Here is a 19574-nt window from a genome sequence, read left to right as displayed (position 1 = left end):
AGGAGTTGCTGTACGCCACTTTAGAAATGTACTGTATCGGGTGGTGGTTGCCTCCCTGTAGTCTCCTAGTATTGCTAGGTTTTTCAGGCTGGCACTAGGAGACTACTGCGGGTTTAGCAACTAGCTATGCTGCTACAAGTAACTCACCACAACTGCATTATTTACAACGAGACGCCGCGCTTCCACGGAATGAAATCGGTTTGCCCGTGGCGAACTGCCGCCACTTCTTCGCCGCTTGCCACCCGAATCACATAGTCCAGAATCCGCTCTCCGGCCTGCTCGATGGTTTCTTCGCCGTCGATGACGGTGCCTGTGTTTACATCAATGATGTCGGGCATGCGGTTGGCCAGCGCCGTGTTGCTGGAAATCTTGATAACCGGGGCAATGGGGTTGCCGGTGGGTGTGCCCAGCCCAGTGGTGAACAGCACGATATTGGCGCCCGAGCCTACCTCAGCCGTCGTCGATTCCACGTCGTTGCCGGGGGTGCAGAGCAGGTTGAGGCCTGGTTTGGTTACCAATTCCGGGTAGTCGAGCACAGCTACCACGGGCGAGCTGCCGCCTTTGCGCGCCGCGCCCGCCGACTTCATAGCATCGGTAATCAACCCGTCGCGAATGTTGCCTGGTGAGGGGTTCATGTCGAAGCCTGAACCAACGGCTATGGCACTGTCGCCGTAGGCTTTCATGAGGTGGCTAAACCGTTCGGCCGTGGCGTGGTCTACACTGCGGTCCACGAGTTCTTGCTCTACCCCGCACAGCTCCGGGAATTCAGCTAGAATAACCGAACCGCCCAGCCCGACCATCAAGTCAGAGACGTGCCCGACAGCGGGGTTGGCTGAAATACCCGAGAAGCCATCCGAACCGCCACACTCCAGGCCGATGCACAGCTTGCTGAGCGGTGCCGGCTGGCGCTGCACTTGGTTGGCTTCCATCAGGCCCGCAAACGTCTGGCGCAAGGCGGTGCTGATCAGGGTTTCCTCGGTGCCAAGCTTCTGCTGCTCTAAAATGAAGAGCGGCTTGTTGAAGTTGGGGCTGCGCTTGTTGATTTCGTCTTGCAACATGCTCACCTGCGCGTTCTGGCAGCCGAGGCTAAGCACGGTGGCTCCGGCCACGTTTGGATGCGTGATATAACCGGCAATCAACCCGCAGAGGCTTTGCGCATCTTGCCGAATGCCGCCGCAGCCGCCTTCATGGCTTAGGAACCGGATGCCATCCACGTTCGGAAACAGTTTGGGCTTCTGGTGCTTGCCTTCGGCGCTGTGCAAGTCAGTAGCCAGGATTTCTTCCACAGACTTGCCGGCTTGCATCAACGAAATCAGCTCCTGGGTTTGGGGCTGATACGATTTGCGGCGGGCATAGCCCAGGTCGTTGACCAAAGCCTCTTCCAGCACCTGAATGTTGCGGTTTTCGCAGAACACCAGCGGCACAACCAGCCAGTAGTTGGCGGTACCTACGCTGCCATCGGCGCGGTGAAAGCCCATAAAGGTGCGGTCCTGCCACTTCGATACGTCTGGGGCCGTCCAGGTGGCACGGCGCTCCTGATTTTCGTCGTAGCTGTCGGTAGCGTGCCGCATGTTGGCCGTAGTGAGCAAGCCCCCCACGCCAATAGCCTGCGCCGCTTTCCCGACCAGCACCCCGTACATGTGCACTGGGTCGCCGGGGGCCAGAAACTGCATGGCGAGCTTATGCTTGGCCGGTATCCGTTCGGTGGTTGTGATGGTAACGCCATCGTGGGTGACGGGCGTACCAACGGGCAGGTCGGTGAGTGCCACCAACACGTTATCATCAGGATGAATTTTCGCTACTAGATGCTTCATTGCTGTTCTTGATTTGCGGCCGTCCGGGCCGGCATGAGACAAGGCAGATTTGTGTCTCCGAGGTTACTGATTTTTTGTTGATTTCCAGAGCGACGCCAGAGCGTACGCAGCCGTAAAACAACAATCAGTTTAATTTCATTTCGCTACTTCTTTCTGGCTTACGGTTTGGTTCAACACCTTCGCCAGGGTTGCGTGGGCGCCATGCGTGAGGAGCTGTTCCAGGTAGTTGCTTACTTCGTCGGCAAAGCCAGGTACGGCCAACAAGTCGTGGCCCCACAGCGTGGTGTTGTGCAGCACCGTCCGGGTTAGTTCAGCTGGTTCGAGGCGGTTCCAAACATCCGCAAAGTACCCGGCCTTCTCGTCCTGAATGATGTACTCGGTTCCGTTGATTTCGCCATGCCAGCCGCTGGCATCTTGGCGCGTACCCCGCATAAACAGCAGGTAGGCCGCAAACCCCAGCGCCACGTAGTGCGGCACCGCCCCCAGTTGCCGCGAGTAATGCAGCAGCGTAGGCACGTTGCGCATCTGCTGTTTGGCGGTGTAGTTGAGGCTGATGCTCAACCACCGGTGCTCGATAAACGGGTTGCGAAAACGGTCCAGCACCTGCATCCCGAAGCGCTGCCCCACTTTCTCGTCGATGGCATATGGGATGCCCGGCAGCAAATCGGCTAGCATCAGGTTGTGCACGAAGCTGGCGAACAGCTTGTCGTCCATGGACTCGCGCACGGTGGTGAAACCTGACAGCAGCGCCAGTCCGCAGCTCAGCGTATGAGTGCCGTTGAGTAGGCGCAGCTTTAACTCCCGGAACTGGTTGATATCGGGCTTGATGACTACCCCTTTGTCGGCCTGGTGGAACGAGAGCACCTCTTTCACGTGCTCGTCGCCCTCAATTGCCCACAGCGTATACACCTCCGACATGGTCAGCAGCTCGTCGTCGTAGCCTAGCTGTTCGGCCAGGCTTTCCTGCATCGATACATCGGGCCGGCCCGGCACAATCCGGTCAACCAGGGAATTGCAGATAGAGTTGGCCGTCTCCAGCCAGTCGATGAACTCAGCCGGCAAGTTGTTGCGGTGCGCTTGCTCCAGCAGGATGGCCTCCAGCTTGGTGCCATTGTCCACAATCAGCTCGGTGGGCACAATCACGAGGCCCTTGGCTTTGTCGCCGTCGAAGGCTTGGTAGCGGGCATACAGGAAAGCCAGCAGCTTACCGGGAAACGAAACGGGCGGTGCCTGCGTCACGTCGTCGGCCACCAGTTGGATGCCTACTTCCGTGGTGTTGGAGATGATTACCGTTAGCTCCGGGTTGGCGGCGCAAGCAAGAATTTCGCTCCACTGGCTTTTGGCCGACAGCACCCGGCTAATAGCTGAACTCACCACGTTTTCCTCAATGGTTTGGCCGTCCTCTACGCCGCGGACCACCAGCGTGTAGAGCCCATCTTGGCGCTCAAACGCGGTAATGTCGCCGCCGTCGGTGCTCTTGACTACCACCACCCGGCCGTTGAAGATGCCTTGGCGGTTGGCTTTGTCGATGAAGTAGTCGGGCAGGCCACGCAGCAGTACGCCCGTGCCAAATTGCAGCACCTTTTCAGGCAGTTCAAAATGCTCGGCGGTAGGAAGTGCAGCCGCTGTGGTAGGGGCCGAAAGAACGAGGGACTTCGAAAGGTGGGACATAGCGGGGGTTGTTATTTGCTGGCCTGCGGGGTGGTAGTGGCGGCGTATTTCTGCTGCCATTGAGGATAGGTTTTGGTGAGCAGCTTTGCGGGCCAAGTGCCCGCGTAGACGTAGCCGGCCCGCCGCTCGTTTTCTATTTCAGCCAAGGCATAGTGCACCTTGCTGTCGCGCCCCACATAGATAGGACGGTTGGTTTCTAGCTCATAGAACCGAGCCCACAGGATGGCACCCGGCTCCTGCACCATCACCCGGTCGCGGCCGGTGGGCTGGTTGGGGTCTTGGATATCTTTCAGCGCCAGGTTCGGCATCTTCACTTGCTCGAACCACGCTACTGCACTGGTAATGGCCTGCTTCACTTCCGGCGAAGGATTATCGATTTCCATTAGGAACTCCACAATGCGGGCCGACTCGAATCCGCTCAGGGAAGCCAACTCGAACGCCCGTGCTTTAGCGGGCTGCAAAGTTTTTTCGTCGTGCTGCGCGCACCACGCAGTGCGCTTGCCTTTCTGCACATACTGGGTTTTCAGAATGCAGTCTACGCCACGGTCTACAGCACCTTTCGCTTGGCCCACCAGCTCCGGATTCACCAGCGCAAACTCTTGCTCCTGTTTGGCTACGGCTCGCAACAAGTCCAGCACCCGAATCATGGCGTTGTCGTTGTAGGTGATGAGGTGGCGGTAGCTGCTGGCATCGGGGTAGTACTGCGGGAAACCGCCGTTGGGGTACTGCATCTTCAGCAGATACTGGATGCCACGCTCTGCGCCCTGTTTGTATGCAGCAAGGTTGGTGCGCTTGAATGCTTGCAGCAAATAGGTGATTTCGCGAGTGGTAGCGTTGTTGTCGATGGTGGCGTCGTTGCGGCCAGCGTCTGCCAACGTACTGGCCCGCCTCGCGGCCGACAGTGGTTTGGTGTAGTCCACTTTCTCTTCCACTCCCGCAATCTTCACGGCCTTGGGCCACCCGCCCACGCTGCGCTGATACACCAGCATCTTTTCCGCTACGCTGTCTGCTAGGTCGGCGCGCAGGTTGGCGGCGGTGGGCACCATCGAGTTGGCCTTGCTGAAATTGGACGGTGCCAGCGCTACCGTGGCTTTCTTGCCCGATATCGGGTACCAGCGCCCGCCGTAGGTCCACTCCGCCGTGATTTTCGACGCTTTGGGCGCGCCTTCCGCTGTACTCAGGTTGTTTTTGTGCCAAGCGAAGTCGCCGCCCTCGCGGTGGCAGTTGGCATAGTACACGCGCCGCCCCCACTGCTTGGCCCCTGGGCCTGACTGAGCCCAGTAAATGTCGGCGTCGGCCATGTTGCTGGCAAACTTGCAGTCCAACAGATAAAACTGCGCTTCCCGGTGGAAACGGCCCAGCTTGAAGTTGTCGTCGCCCTCGAAAACGCAGTTTTTCAGCACCGTTTTCGAGTCTTTGTTGCTGGACCCATCGTGCCAGATGGCGGCATTGGGATTGTGGCAAATAAAGCGGCAGTTTTCGGCGTAGGCCCAGCCCCGCGGGCAGTAGAAATCTACCCCACCTTCCATGGTGCAATCCTGAAAATAATACAGGCCCGCATCCACATCCCAGGGGCTGACGGTGTCGCCGCCTAGGGCACGGAAGGTGCACTGCTTTACTATCAGCCGGGTGGTGCCGGGCATGGTGCGCAGCGCCATCTGGTGGCCAGTTTTGCTGATGGTTTTCGTTTTAGACAGATCGGTCGGGCAGTCAATGGTTACCTCCCCCTTCGCGTCGAAGCCATAGGTGTTGAGCACCGTCAGGTTTTCGAAGGTAACGTCGGGGGAGTTGCGCATGTTGAGCGTAGCCACGCCCCAGTCGTCGGCGCCGGCCACTGGGTCGCAGCGCCACTCGTCGCGGGCTTGGGCGTACGTCAGCACGACGCCTTTCTCGCTTTGTCCCTTCAGAACAAGTTGCTGTTTGTTATCGATAAGCACCTTTTCGCGGTAGGTGCCATTTTTGATGTACACCGTCCGCGGCTTGGCAGCTTGGTTGGGCAAACTATTGATAGCGGCCTGGATGGTCCGGAAATTTCCCGAACCATCCGCCGCCACTGTCACCTGCTGAGCACGGGCTGAAAAGATCCCCATCCCCCCTATTCCCGACAGCAGGAGCAGCAGTTTTTTTACTATGGTAAGCTGGTTTCGCATTAAATGAGGGAGGGTGAACCAGGCTAAATAAAGTCTTCGCGCATCGGGCTGAAGGTATCCAGCAGCATGCCGGCTTCCAGGCACTCCACGCTGTGCCACACGTTGGATGGCGCATAAAACACGTCACCCGCTCGCATCACGCGCGTCTCCTCCCCTACTGTCGATTTGAAGACCCCGCTTTCCACGTAGGTCATTTGGGTGTGCACGTGGTGGTGCAGAGCTCCGATGCCGCCTTTCTCAAACGCTACCCTGACCAGCATCATCTGCGGGTCGTAGGCCAGCACTTGCCGGCGCATACCTTCGGCTACCTGCGTCCACGGTTGGCTGTCGTTGTCTAGCCGGAAGTTGGTTTCAGTGGTTGACATGAAGGCTTAGCGAAGTTGGTCGATGGTAACGGGGTCCATGTCGGTGTACTCGAGGTTCTCGCCGGCCATGCCCCAGATAAAGGTGTAGTTGCTAGTGCCGCAGCCGGTGTGAATCGACCACGGGGGCGACAGCACTGCCTGGCCGTTGCTTACCCATAGGGGGCGGGTCTGTTGGGGCTCGCCCATCAGGTGCAGCACGCGCTGGTTTTCAGGCAGGTCGAAGTAAACGTACACCTCCATGCGCCGGTCGTGCACGTGTGAGGGCATGGTGTTCCACACGCTACCCGACTTGAGCTGGGTCAGGCCCATCACCAGCTGGCAGCTTTGGATGCCTTCCAGGTAGATGTATTTGAAAATAGTGCGCTCATTGGCTGTTTCAGGCGTTCCGAGCTGCACGGGCGTTGCTTCGGCTTGCGTCATGCGCCGTGTTGGGTAGGCGTGGTGCGCAGGCGCCGACAGCAAATAGTACTGAGCGGGCTTGCTAGCATCAGAAGAAGCAAATACCACTTCGCGGGCCTCTTTGCCCACATAGAGGCAATCCTGGTTGCCGAGTTCGTATACCGTGCCATCGACCGTCACGTGGCCGGGAGCCCCGATGTTGAGAATACCTAGTTCGCGGCGCTGCAAAAAGAAGTCGGCCTTCAGGTTCTCGGGATTTGGGAGCGTCAGGGGCTCGGTAGTAGGCATGGCGCCGCCCACAATCATGCGGTCATAGTGCGTATAGACCAACTCGATGTTGTCTGCGACAAACAGATTTTCCACCAAGAAATTTTCCCGGAGTTCGGCGGTGTTCATAGCCGCTGTCTCGCGCGGGCTGATGGCATATCGTTGGGTCATGAGAGGGAGAGAAACTGCGTAAGTGGGTGGAGAGTGATACTGTAAGCAGGTTGCTTAGCGGCCCATCCAGCCGCCATCTACCGTTAAGATGGTGCCGTGGACGTAGTCGGCGGCCGAGGAAGCCAGGAAAACTGTCGGGCCTTTGAAATCTTCGGGGGTGCCCCAGCGGTTGGCCGGGATGCGGCTCAGAATGCTCTGGCTGCGGTCGGGGTCGTTGCGGAGGGCCTCGGTGTTGTCGGTGGCAATATACCCAGGGGCAATGGCATTCACGTTGACGCCGCGGCCGGCCCACTCATTGGCTAAGGCTTTCACTACGCTGCCAATGGCCCCTTTGCTGGCCGCATAGCCCGGCACGTTGATGCCCCCTTGAAACGTGAGCAACGAGGCCGTGAAGATGATTTTGCCGGAGCCCTGCTTCAGCATTTGCCCGCCAATAGCACGCGCCAAGCGGAAAGGCGCATCGAGGTTGATGCGCAGCACTTCGTCCCACAATTCGTCGGAATGCTCGGCAGCGGGGGCCCGCTTGATGGTGCCAGCGTTGTTGATGAGGATGTCGATTTGCGGAAAATCAGCCTGCACTTGCGCGATAAAGGCATCTACCTGGGCCCGGTCACCGAAATCGGACTGGTACGCGTTGAACTCTCGACCGAGGGCACGCACTGCTTGTTCCGTTTCGCTGCCGGTCAGGGCCAAGGAAGCCGATACGCCGATGATGTCGGCCCCGGCCTCTGCTAATCCGATGGCCATGGCCTGGCCGATGCCGCGGGTGCAGCCCGTTACCAATGCGCGTTTGCCAGTCAAATCGAAGGAAGCTGCAAGAGCCATACGAATAGGAGTTTGTAAACTTTTCGGGAGAAATTAATGTACTTTTCGTACGATGTACGGCACATCTATTCTGTTAAGATTAAAAGTTGTGTGACCCAAAAGGAAGAATAGCACAATGTTTATTCGCGCAAACGTTATCGGGAACGTTGCCATTGTGCCATTTGACGGGTAGCAATAGATGAGTTCCGATAAATTCGGCTAGCTCTTTATACTTTCAGCCCCGCAAGCCCTTCCGTACTGCTTTTTGCAGGCATTGCACTTTAGAAAGCCTACTATCCACCCTACTCCTTTGAAATCAGTCTGAACGTTGGAAACATTCACTATAAAGGACATTGCTCGCGAGTTAAACCTTTCCACTTCTACCGTGTCCCGCGCTTTGCGGGGCAGCTACGAAATCAACCCGGAAACCAAGCGGCTGGTAATGGAATGTGCGGAGCGGCTCAACTACCGCCCCAACCCGATTGCGCTCAGCTTGAAAGGCAGTTCCAGCCGCGCAATCGGAGTGATTGTGCCCCAAATTGCCAACTATTTCTTTTCGCAGGCCATTAATGGCATAGAGGCTATTGCGTATAACCGCGGCTACCACGTTATCATCTTCCAAAGTCAGGAATCCTACGAGCGGGAAATGGCCAACGTGAACCAAGCCATGTCGCGCAAGGTGGATGGGTTGCTGATTTCGCTTTCCAGCGAAACTTCCGATGTAGCTCATCTGCGCGACGTAATCGACAAGAACGTACCCGTAGTACTCTTCGACCGGGTGTCGGCGGAGCTGAACGTCACGCAGGTGGTAGCCGACAATTTCGGCGGGGCCTTTGCCGCCACCGAGCACCTAATTCAATCGGGGCGGCGGCGCATTGCGCACCTCACCATTCAGCCGTGGCTGAGCATCACGCAGGAGCGGTTGGCTGGCTACCGGGCCGCTTTGGAAAAGCACGGGCTGGAGTTCGACGAGAATTTGATCCGCTACGGCACTTTCGGGCCCGATGAAGTTGGCCCGATGGTAGACGAGCTAATGGCCCTCGACCCTACCCCAGATGCCTTCTTCACCGCCTCCGACCGGCTGGCCGTGGGCTGCCTCAAAGCGCTGCACCAGCGCCATCTGGCTATTCCCGAGGATGTGTCGCTCATCGGGTTCACCAACCTGAACGTGGCCGATTTGCTTTCCCCTTCCTTAAGTACGGTGGTACAGCCCGCCCAGGAAATAGGACAGGTGGCCGCCGAAAGACTGATTGATTTAATTGAAAACAAGCTACGCGCCAAGCCAGTTGACACCGTTAAGATACCCACTGAGCTTATCGTCCGGCACTCCACAAACCTAACGGAGCACGCAGAGCACGTAGGCGTAGCCCGAACCCTATAACGTCTCTGCTGGGCACCCAGCCGGCCAGAGACCATTCAGCGTAGAACACACTGCACGCACCAACGCCCTGAGCGGGGCCGCACCAACTGGTATTTGTTGGTGTGCCCCCGCTCAGGGCGTTGGTGTTTGATAGGCAATTGCCCGCAGTACTTGTAGACACCTGTAGCGCGCAGCAGCCGCTTCCAGCAAACCCCAAGAAGCAGTTTGCTACAAACCGAAAACAAAGAAGCGCACCCTGTAAGCCAGGCTCCTCACCACAAGGCCTTGCCAACAGGGTGCGCTCCAATTAGCGCCCTGACTGTTGCAGCAGCCAAGTTGCCAGGTCTTTACCGGCTTCGAAGTTGTCGAAGGTATCTGGGATTTTGCGGCCGTCGGTGTATTCGTTGTACAGCCACGGGTCGCCGATGGCAAACACCGTTCCTTTGCCAAGCTTGGCAGTGGCCATAATCACGCTACTACCCGTGCTCACCAACGGCTTTGCCGAACCTTTCAAGTCCAGTACCGACAACTCTTTCACGTAAGCAGTTTTGGCCGTTTTGAACACTTGGTTGCCCGCCGGGAATTTTACCAACCCCTGCTCGAACTGGTCGCCTTTCACCATGTTCATGCTGGTATTGGTGAACGTGATACCGAAGGCTTGGGCCAGCGTGTTGAAGCGCGGAATCTCGCAGTTCGACGTATCATTGGCCATGAGCACGAGGGTACCGCCAGCCTTCACCCAGTCCGTTACGGCCTGCACATCGGCAGGCTTCACAAAGTTCGGCTGCGGCGACTCCTTCTTGCTGTCCGGATCCACGATGATGTATACATTCGCCCCTTTCAACGAGGCAGCGGTGGGTGCGGTGGGTACCGTCACGATTTTGGCGCCCAATTCCCGAAACTGATTGCCCCAGAGGTAGAAGCCGCCATGTGTGCGCTCTTCCCAGGTGTAGTGCCAGGCTTCCTGTTCTCCGCTCAGGTTGTTTTTGCGGACTTCGTGGTTGAAGTAATTATCAAGGGCTACGGTTTTGCCTTTGCCTACCGCGTTTTCTGCGGCAATTTCCATTTCCACGCTGGCCAAGATGAACGGCCCAACTCCTTTCAGGTCGTTTTTGCGCAACGGCTCGCTCAAGTAATACTCGAAACTACCGTCGCGGTAGGGGTTGCCGCCGAGGCCGCCTACGCTTACGGTACCATTGAAAGCCAGGGCGTTATTGCCTTCCGTCGCCACGAAGGTTTTCAACAATCCATCATAGCCTTTCTTGGCAACGGCCGCATACTTGTTGTCCAGGTAGCCCATGCGCACGCCCTTAGCCAGCGCGTACACAAACATGCTACTGCCCGATGCTTCGGCGTAGTTGCCCTTACGAGTAGCTTGGTCCACCACCAACGACCACGTGCCCGTTTTGGGGTCCTGATATTTGGCAAGCACGGGGGCCAAGCGTTGCACGTCTTTGATGAGCTGTGCGCGTTGTGGATGGTTGGCGGGAAAATAGTCGAGCACGTCTACCAGCGCCATGGCGTACCAGCCCATGCCCCGGTCCCAGAAGTTGGGCGACTGACCGGTGGTTTTGTTGGCCCATTTCTGCTCTTTGCTTTCGTCGTAGCCGTGGTAGAGCAGCCCGGTTTTGGGGTCGACAAGGTTCTTCTCGATGAGCGCAAACTGCTTGGCTACGTCATCAAAACCAGCGGGCTGATTGAATAGCTTGCTGTATTCAGCATAGAATGGCTCAGCCATGTACAGGCCATCGAGCCACATCTGGTTGGGGTATATTTTCTTGTGCCAGAAGCCGCCGGCCTTGGTACGGGGCTGCCCGTCAAGCTGCTTGCGCAGTAGCTGCGCGGCTTTCACGTATTTCTGCTGCGTGGCTTGGCTGCCCAACGACAACTGACTGAGCAACAGCAGCGCGTGGCCGGTAGTTAAGTTATCCAGGTTGTAGTCTTCCACCTTGTACGTGCGGATGCTGCCATCTTGCTGCACAAATTGGTCGAGGTCTTTTTGAATGTACTTGAAGTAGCGGGCGTCGCCGGTACGCTCCCACACGCGCTCCAGGGCCTTCATCATCAGCCCCTGTTCGTAGTCCCAACGGGCGGTTTTGCGCGTGCCAATCAGAATGGAATCGGGGTGCCAGCTGATGAACGCGTCGGCCATGCGCTGCGACATAGCCGGGCCGGTGGCGGGCTTGGCGGCTGTTTGTGCGGTAGTACTCAGAGAGGCCAGCAAAAAGCCAGCGGAAAAGAAGCGACGAAGGGACATGAATCGAAGTTAAGCTGAGACTATAACGGGAAGCTGGCTGTCCAGCAGAGAAGAAGCTGGCGTATCTGGGGGCGGGTCGTTTGCACAACCTGCCCTCTTGGTGTGGCCGCTAGCTGCCAAGGCATTTCGCTAGTGCGGTATAATTACTCCGTGGCCCAACTTCAATACGCTGGGCGCGCCGGGGAGCGGATGCCAGATCGGGCATGCCAACAGCAGCATGAAACGCGCTGTGTGGGTGTAAGTGTACGCATGATCCCCCAACTAAACAACACCGACAGCGGGGTCCAATGCCCTGGTTGGGGTGAAGCGCAACCGTGTCTGGGCAAGTGGCCAGACTCCGCTGCGCTTCCTGTGCACTCACCTACCTGCTCGACACCGTCACCGCTTTCTTGGCTACTTTCTGGCCTATTTCCACGTCCTTTTTTGCCGCCTTGGTGTTGGTGTTGACGAGTTTAACGGCCTTGCTCCGGTCGCCGGTTACGCGGAGCAGCAGATCGGCGCCGTTGGCGTAGCGGATGTTGTCGAGGGTGATGTTCTGGCTGTTCTGAACTTCCAATACGGGCTTGGTATCCTCAGAAAACAGCGACACGTTTTTCAGGCGGATGCCGCTGGCTTCTTGGCACACCAGCCCCTTTTTGCTTTCCAGTACGGCGTTTTCAATTTCCACATCTTTCACGTTCATTTCCGGCAGACCGCGCACCAGAATACCGGTCGCGGCACCTTTGCAAGTCACGTTTTTGATGCGGAAGCCCCGGAACTGGGGAGTCCCTTCACCTAACGGCTCAGCTTTGATTTCCGGAATAGAAAACGCCTCACCCGTTACTTGCACCGGATCTTTGGCAGCGTAGTACATGTCGAACAGGATGGCTTCGCCGGCAATATCTGTCATGTCAACGCCGTCCACGAAGATGTTCTCCACCACGCCGCCGCGGCCGCGGGCCGTTTTGAAGCGCAGGCCCACATCGGTACCGATGAAGGTGCAGTTGGTTACGTACAGGTTGCGGGCGCCTCCCGACATCTCGCTGCCAATCACGAAGCCGCCGTGGGCGTGGTACACTTTCGTGTCGCGAATGATAAAGTTCTCGGTGGGCACACCGCGCTTGCGCCCCTGCTCGTCGCGGCCCGACTTGATACAGATGCCGTCGTCACCTACGTCGAAGGTGCAGTTTTCTACGATGCCATTGCGGCAAGATTCCAGATCGAGGGCATCGGTGTTCTGGCCGTACCAGGGGTTGCGGGCCGTTACGTTGCGTAGCGTAATGTTGTCGCAGAGCAGCGGGTGAATGGTCCAGGCGGGCGAGTTTTGGATGGTGAACCCTTCGAGCAGAATTTGCTTGCAGCGCTGCAGGCTAAGCATGTTGGGCCGCAAGAAGTCCTTGATGTCGGCGAAGTCAGCAATGTCTTTGCCGGCTTGCAGAATACCGGGCTTCTCGGTGGTGGAGCCCTTCAACGACTGCGCTGTAGGGTACCACACGGCTCCTTTGGCGTCCAGCACTCCCCCCGACTTCACCAGCTTTTGCCACTGGCCTTCGCTGAGTTTTTCCTTTTTCACCATGCGCCACGCGTCGCCGGCGCCATCGAATACACCTTCACCGGTAATGGCAATATTTTCCAGGTCGTAGCCGGAAATGGGCGACTGGTTGCGCACGGCATCCACGCCCTCCCAGTTGGTTTTTATCAGCTTGAAGTCCGACAGCTTGTTGCTAAACTGCACCAGTGCCCCGCGCTGCACGTGCAGATTGACGTTGCTTTTCAACTCTATTGGCCCGGTGAGCCACAAGCCGCGCGGCACTAGCACCACACCGCCTTTCTGGCTGCAGGCCTCAATGGCTTTGCGGAACGCCTCGGTATTCAGGGTCTGGCCATCGGCCACGGCGCCGTACTTCACAATGTTGAAGGTATCCTTGTTGAAATACGGCTGGAGCACCACTGGCAGGTCGAAGGTATACTTGCCCGCGAAGGTCATTGGGCGCAAGTGGCTGGCGATGCCGAGGTTGAGTTTCTTTACATCCTGCGCTACCAACTGCGCTACCCGCTCGGCACCATAGGCCGAGAAGTGCGTGTTGTCGAGCTTGGGCGCGTTGGCACCGTTCTGGTAGCTCCAGAACAGTTGCTGGCTGCCTTTATCGCCAAGCTGGCTGTACATGGCCCAGCTGGTTTCATGCAAGTCGATGAGGGGTGTTTTCTGCGCCTTAGCTACTTCTCGCACCACGGCTGGGTATTCGCCGTGGTCGTCTTTGCGCTTGCCCGCCTCATCAAAATACCGCCGGCCTACGGGCGTGAGCAATACCGGATTGGCTCCTTTGGCGCGAGCTTCCTGCACGTAGCGGGTTAGGTTCTTGCGGTAGTCGGTTTGGGGAGCGGCGAAGCGGGAAGTGTCTTCGGTTTTCTGGTCGTTGTGGCCAAACTGAATGAATACCCAGTCGCCGGGCTTCACTTGCTCCAGCACTTTGGCCCAACGGCCTTCGGTGCGGAAGTTGCGGGTGCTGCGGCCATTCATTGCGTGGTTGTGCACCACAGTGCCCGCATCGAAATACTGCTGAAAGTACATGCCCCAGCCGCGTTCGGCTTTGTCTAGGGGTTTGTTGGACATGGTGGAGTCGCCCACCAAAAAAATCTGTACGGGTGCTTCAGCAGCGGGCCGGAAAGCGAAGGCAACAAACGCGAGAAGCGCGAGAAAGCAAAAGGTGAGTTGTTTCATTGCAGCAAATAAAACCCCACCGGCCCGTCGACCAGTGGGGTTTGATGGAAAATGTTAGCGGTAGTCAGGGTTCTGCACAAACTCGCTTTTGTTGGTAATGGCATCCAACTGCCGTTGCGGAATGGGGCGCACCGTGTGGAAATCCTTGATGCCAGTAGCGGCTCCGGCTTCGGGGTTGTGGGCCCGTACCCGTTCAAGCAGCTTGCCAGTGCGCTTAAGATCGAACCAGCGCAGTTGCTCGCCCGCCAGTTCCCGCGCCCGCTCATCCAAGATGAAGTCCAAACTCAAATTAGAGGCCGTGATGCGCATGTCGGCTACCTTGCCGGACACAGCAGCCCGTTCCCGCACTGCGTTGATTTGGGTGACAGCCTTTGACAGGTTGCCGAGCTTGAAGTTCGCTTCGGCCGCCATCAGATACACGTCGGCCAAGCGGATAACGTACGCGTCGCGGGCACTTTGCTCTTCCGCAATGGTCGGACGGGTAGGATCGTCGAACTTGCGCAGGCACACATACTGCAGCCGGTTTTTGCCGGTGCCGTTGGGGTTATAAATGTCGTTGCGGTCGACAACAAAATAGTTCTTGTTCGTACGCCTAGCAGCGGGAATCACCTTTTTCGTTGCTATGATGGCCGTATCGTTAACAGCTAGCTTACCTGCCACAACGGTATTGGCCAACCACAGTGTTCGGAAGGAGGCTGCGTAGCGCGAGTCCTTGGTTTCGTCGAAAAGGTCGAGCAGGTACCGGCTAGGCATAAAACGGTTGAACGGGCGGCCGTTGGCAATGTCGCGGACCATACCGGGTCGGTCATCATACTTCATCATCCAGAGCAAGTGGCCGTTGTTGCCCCCCCGTGGGTGCCCATCAGGGTACAAAACATCATCACGCCGGTCATTTAAGCTCAACTCTTTCGAGTAGTTGACGGCCCACACCACTTCCCTGTTCTCAAGGTTGGTCATCGACCACAAATCGGCGTAGCGGGCTTGCAGGGCAAAGTTGTAGCCGGAAATTACTTTTTCAGCCAAGTCGGCGGCTTCCTTGTTCTGGCCGCGGGTCAGGTGCATTTTAGCCAGGAAGGCCTCGGCGGCGGGCTTCGTCACCCGACCGTATTCCGTGGTGGTGTTAGGCAGGTTGGCTACTGCAATGTTCAGGTCTTCGAAAATTTGATTGTAGAAGGTTTCAACTGGCGTGCGGTTAGCCGTGGTTTGCACGCTGGTCGTTTCCTCGGTGGTGAAGTGTACCCCACCCCAGGTTTCCACAATATGCCAGTAGTAGAAGGCTCGCAGGAAGCGTAATTCGCCTTCGCGTGTTTTCTTCTGCGCGTCCGTCATGCCCGACTGCCCGATGCGGTTGATGCCCGCATTGCAGAGGTTAACGGCCGCATACAACTTTCCCCATAGGCTTTCGAGGGCGCGGGAGCTGCCTTGCAGCGTGGTGTAATCGGTCAGGTCGGGGTTTACGTCGCCGCCGCCGCGCAGCCAGAGGTCGGTACCCATTTCGGAGGCACTGAAGCCGTCCTCTTTGCCGTACCACCAGCGGGTGTGCGAGTACGCCGCATTCACGAGGGTTTCGAAGCCGGCGGGCGTGGTATACACGGTTTCGGCCGTGAGGCCGGAGGGGTTGTATTCTTCTAGCTGCTTTTCGCAGGCAGGGAGCGTCAGTGTAAGCACCCCGGCCGTCAGCACAAGTTTAATAGTCGAGAATTTCATGTCTGTTCGTGCGTGAGGATGATTTAGAAACCTAAGCTGATACCGGCCAACACCACCCGTGGAATCGGCGACGTGATGGCGCCACCGCGCTCCGGATCATAGTCTTTGATGTCGCTCCACGTCACCAGGTTCTTGCCTTGCACATACACCCGCAACGACGACATGTGCAGCTTTTCCAGTACCGGCTGGGGAATGTTGTAGCCCAGCGTGGCGGCACGTAGCTTCACGTATGAGCCGTCGCGGTAGTATAGCGTGTTGCCGTACAAGGCGTTTTGCTGCGTGGTTTTCGATAAGCTAGCATCCGGCCGCGGATAGTCGTTTGAGGGATTCTCGGGCGTCCAGTAGTTCTGCTGCGAGCTGTTCTCGATGCCCTGGGGGTCGTAGAAGCTGTTGTACTCATAGTTGAACATCTGGCCGATGCGGGCGAAGAACTGGAACGACAAATCGAAGCCTTTGTAGCTGAAGTCGCTGTTGAAGCTACCGTTCCACTTCGGCACGCGCCAGCCCAGTACTTTGCGGTCGGCGCTGGCCGTAATCTGGTCGTCGCCGTTTTGGTCGCGCACCTTGATCTGACCGGGCTTCTGCCCATACGCTTTGGCTTGGTCGGCTTCATCCAACTGCCAGATACCCGTTTTCTCGTAGTCGTAGATCACGCGAGTGGGCGAGCCGATAAACCAGCCATTGGTGATGTCGCTGCTGGCACCGCCCAAGTCCACAATCTCCTCGCGGTTGATAAACCACGCGGCACCCGCGTTCCACTTGAAGTTTTCGTTGTCGATCAGGCGCGCATTCAAGCCCACTTCCACACCCTTGTTGCGCGTTTTGCCGATGTTCTGCGTGATGATGGACACGCCCGAGCTGAGTGGCAAGAACCGGTCGAGCAGCAAGTCGCTGGTTTTCGTGTCGTACACGTCAATCGAGCCCGAGAGACGGTTGTCGAACAGGCCGAAGTCTAACCCGATGTTGGTGGTCGTTGACAATTCCCATCCTAAGTTGGGGTTACCGATGCGGTTAGCGAAGGTGTAACCCGGAGCACTGGTTTCGCCATAGCCAAACGGAATACGCGTCAGCAACGACTGCGACGAGTACACGGGCACGTCGTAGTTGCCGGCCCGACCATAGCTTGCGCGCAGCTTCAAGTCGGTGAAGGTGCTAATGCTCTTCATGAATTCCTCGTCGATGATGCGCCACGCGGCGGCCGCCGACGGGAAGATGGCCCACTTATTTCCCGCCGCCAGCTTCGAGGAACCGTCGCCGCGGCCCGTGAGCGTGAGCAGGTAGCGCCCTTTGTAGCCGTACTGCACGCGGCCCGTAAACGAAATCAGCTTGCTGTCCTCGTAGCCGCTGTTGATACCAATCTGCTGGTTGGCGTTGGCTAGGTTGTAGTAGAGCTGCGAAGCCAGCAGCTGGTTACGGCCTTGCGCGTTGGAATTCTCGGTGTTGAAGGTAAGCAACGACGTGACGCCGGTGGCGGTAATGGAATGGTCGCCGAACGTCTTGTTGTAGTTGATGATGTTTTCCCAGCTCCAGTTGGTGATGAACTGCGTACCATACGACGACTGCGGCACTGAACCGTTGCGGTCCAAGGTGTTGCTGCCCAAATAAACACCCGTGCGGGCATTGGATAGCGTCAAACCCAAATTAGAGCGAATGTTCAGGCTCGGCAGAATCTGGTAGCTCGCATAACCCGTCGTGAACGTGCGCGTGGTACGCGTGTTGTTCTCGTAGTTGCCATTCACCTCATCAATGATGGGGTTGATGAAGTTGCCGCTGTTGGGGAAAATGGCAATGTCGCCGTTTGCGTCATAGGGCGTGAGCAACGGGTTGATTTTGTTGGCCTGGTTGGTGGGGTCGCGCCGAACGCTCTGGTTGTAATACGTCAGTTGGCTTTGCAGACCAATAGTGATTTTCTTGTTGATCTCCTGGTCGATGTTAAAGCGGATGGAGTAGCGGTTAAGGTCGTCCAGCTTGAACAGGCCCTGCTCGTTGAAGTAGTCGAACGAGGTATAGAACTTGGTTTTTTCGGAGCCGCCCGACAGGCCGATCTGGTGCTCCTGCTGGATGCCTTTCCGCAGCAGTAAATCCATCCAGTCAGTGGAAACCCCGTTGGCAATGGATTCGAGTTCGTAAGGCGTGAAAATTTTGGAATCGTCCGCCGTGCTATTCCACAGACCCGTCGTGCGATTGGCTTCGCGCTTTTGTGCCACGTACTGCTCGGCGTTGCTTACCTTGGGGTAGTTGGCAACGTCAGTTTGGCCGTAGTAAGAATTGATGGTAACCCGCGGCTGGCCCGAGGTGCCGCGCTTGGTGGTGACGATGATAACACCATTGGCCCCGCGCGAACCATAAACGGCCGTAGAAGCCGCGTCTTTCAACACCTCCATCGACTGAATGTCGTTGGGGTTGATGTCCTGAATGGAGTTGTACTGTACCCCATCGACAATGAACAGCGGGCCGTTGTTGGCCGTGAGTGAGCGGTTGCCTCGTACCGTCACGCTCACGCCGGACGTGGCCGAGCCATTGGTCCGGGCGATGTCGACGCCTGGCAGCCGCCCCTGCAACGATTCCATGACGTTGGCCGCCGGTGCCTTTTTGATGTCTTCTTCTTTCACCGACACAATGGCGCCGGTTACGTCGCTTTTCTTCACTTGGCCGTAGCCGATAACCACTACTTCATCTAGCGCCTTGGTATCGCCGGCCAGCCTGATTTTCAGGTTGCTCTGGTCTTTGGCCGTCACTGTCTGCGTCACGTAGCCGATATAGCTGACCGTAATCTGTACCTCCCCCGTGGTGGGTACACTCAGCGTGAATTGACCGTCGGCGTTGGTGGATGCCCCATTGGTGGTGCCTTTCACTAGCACCGTAACACCAGCTAGGCCCTCGCCGGTGGTGGCATCCAGCACTTGCCCTGAAAGTTGCCGGGTCTGTTGGGCCCAAGCCGGAGCGGCTGCGCACAATAGAATGGCAGGTAGTAATAAACCGTGCTTCATACTAGTGGGAATTGGAGTGAAGAGAGAAGGCAAATCGATACGGTACGCCTGAATGGTTGCCTAGCTAGAAGTTACCGTTGTCTGATATTAAGTATCTCAAACCTTTGCGGATCAGATTAGGGGCTGTTTTTTTATGCAATCGTTACCGGCAACGTTGCCATCGATTGCAGCAGCAGGTTTATTTTCCTGTGGCCTGCACTCGTCTTGGGGCTTAATACAAAACCCGCTTTATATTGGACGGAAAGAAGCACCCTCTGCTTTTCGCCTTCACTTTTTGTGTTCTTTCATGAAAGCCCTCCTGCTAATCGACATTCAGAATGACTTCATCCCGGGCGGCACGTTGGCTGTGCCGGGCGGCGATGCTATCGTGCCGCTGGTCAATGCGTTGCAGTCACGCTTCGAATTGGTGGTGGCCACTCAGGATTGGCACCCGGCCGGACACGGTAGCTTTGCCAGCAGCCATCCGGGGCAGCAGCCTTTCCAACAGATAGACCTGCATGGCCTGCCCCAAACGCTCTGGCCCGACCACTGCGTGCAAGCCACCCCCGGCGCCGAGTTTCATCCCGCCCTCGACCAGCACCGCATTGAAGCCATCTTTCGCAAAGGCACCGACCCCACCATCGATTCTTACAGTGGCTTCTTCGACAACGGCCACCGCAAAGCCACTGGCCTCACCGAGTACCTGCGCGGCCGGGGCGTAACGGATGTGTATCTAGCTGGCTTGGCCGCTGATTATTGCGTGTACTTCTCGGCCAAGGATGCCTTGGAGCAAGGTTTCCAGGTGTTTTTCATTGAAGACGCTACCCGCGCTATTGCGGCCGAAGGATACGCTCAGGCCCGCGAGGAGTTGCTGGCGCATGGTGCCCAGTTTGTGCAAGCCGCCGACGTCCGCTGAAGTTCAACAAACTAACCTCACCA

The 19574-nt window shown here is 57.3% G+C and carries 12 protein-coding genes; 2 read left to right on the top strand and 10 right to left on the bottom strand.

Annotated features, from left to right (window positions below):
* Nucleotides 1–161 precede the first annotated feature (161 nt).
* The 6 genes from MTX78_RS08095 to MTX78_RS08070 form a co-directional block, all read right to left on the bottom strand.
* Complete coding sequence (locus tag MTX78_RS08095; RefSeq protein ID WP_243801550.1) at nt 162–1814, bottom strand: UxaA family hydrolase; 1653 nt, start codon at nt 1812–1814, stop codon at nt 162–164.
* 135 nt (nt 1815–1949) lie between these two features.
* On the bottom strand, nt 1950–3485 hold the full coding sequence (locus MTX78_RS08090; protein ID WP_243801549.1) for a tagaturonate reductase: 1536 nt from the start codon (nt 3483–3485) through the stop codon (nt 1950–1952).
* Nucleotides 3486–3496: 11 nt separating this feature from the next.
* Nucleotides 3497–5575 carry a pectate lyase gene (gene pelA / locus MTX78_RS08085; RefSeq protein ID WP_243801547.1) on the bottom strand — a complete coding sequence of 693 codons (2079 nt, stop codon included), beginning with the start codon at nt 5573–5575 and terminating at the stop codon, nt 3497–3499.
* Between the two features lie 83 nt (nt 5576–5658).
* A complete protein-coding gene (locus MTX78_RS08080; RefSeq protein WP_243801545.1) occupies nt 5659–6000 on the bottom strand; it encodes a cupin domain-containing protein in 342 nt (113 codons plus the stop codon).
* A gap of 6 nt (nt 6001–6006) precedes the next feature.
* On the bottom strand, nt 6007–6837 hold the full coding sequence (kduI, locus tag MTX78_RS08075; protein ID WP_243801543.1) for a 5-dehydro-4-deoxy-D-glucuronate isomerase: 831 nt from the start codon (nt 6835–6837) through the stop codon (nt 6007–6009).
* 54 nt (nt 6838–6891) lie between these two features.
* Complete coding sequence (locus tag MTX78_RS08070) at nt 6892–7662, bottom strand: SDR family oxidoreductase (RefSeq protein ID WP_243801541.1); 771 nt, start codon at nt 7660–7662, stop codon at nt 6892–6894.
* A 307-nt stretch (nt 7663–7969) separates the two neighbouring features.
* On the opposite strand from MTX78_RS08070, the gene MTX78_RS08065 reads away from it, so the two are divergent.
* Complete coding sequence (locus MTX78_RS08065) at nt 7970–9022, top strand: LacI family DNA-binding transcriptional regulator (protein ID WP_243801539.1); 1053 nt, start codon at nt 7970–7972, stop codon at nt 9020–9022.
* A 286-nt stretch (nt 9023–9308) separates the two neighbouring features.
* Here MTX78_RS08065 and MTX78_RS08060 read toward each other — a convergent pair whose 3' ends face one another.
* The 4 genes from MTX78_RS08060 to MTX78_RS08045 form a co-directional block, all read right to left on the bottom strand.
* Entirely contained in the window at nt 9309–11258 is a 1950-nt protein-coding gene (locus MTX78_RS08060) for a glycoside hydrolase family 88 protein (protein ID WP_394805609.1), read from the bottom strand.
* Nucleotides 11259–11619: 361 nt separating this feature from the next.
* Nucleotides 11620–13959: a glycosyl hydrolase family 28 protein gene (locus MTX78_RS08055; protein WP_243801537.1), complete on the bottom strand. Its 2340-nt coding sequence runs from the start codon at nt 13957–13959 to the stop codon at nt 11620–11622.
* A gap of 54 nt (nt 13960–14013) precedes the next feature.
* Nucleotides 14014–15666, bottom strand: coding sequence for a RagB/SusD family nutrient uptake outer membrane protein (locus MTX78_RS08050; protein ID WP_243801535.1), 1653 nt, complete (start codon nt 15664–15666; stop codon nt 14014–14016).
* A gap of 23 nt (nt 15667–15689) precedes the next feature.
* The gene (locus MTX78_RS08045) at nt 15690–18656 is read right to left on the bottom strand and encodes a SusC/RagA family TonB-linked outer membrane protein (protein ID WP_243801533.1); all 2967 of its coding nucleotides are present in this window, start codon (nt 18654–18656) and stop codon (nt 15690–15692) included.
* Nucleotides 18657–18942: 286 nt separating this feature from the next.
* Between MTX78_RS08045 and pncA the strand changes: the two genes are divergently transcribed.
* Nucleotides 18943–19551: a bifunctional nicotinamidase/pyrazinamidase gene (pncA, locus tag MTX78_RS08040; RefSeq protein WP_243801531.1), complete on the top strand. Its 609-nt coding sequence runs from the start codon at nt 18943–18945 to the stop codon at nt 19549–19551.
* Nucleotides 19552–19574: the final 23 nt, after the last annotated feature.

This window comes from Hymenobacter tibetensis (assembly GCF_022827545.1).
In the GTDB taxonomy this organism is placed as follows: domain Bacteria; phylum Bacteroidota; class Bacteroidia; order Cytophagales; family Hymenobacteraceae; genus Hymenobacter; species Hymenobacter tibetensis.
The sequence above is the reverse complement of the archived record's forward strand: the minus strand, read 5'-3'. Positions and strand labels throughout refer to the sequence as shown.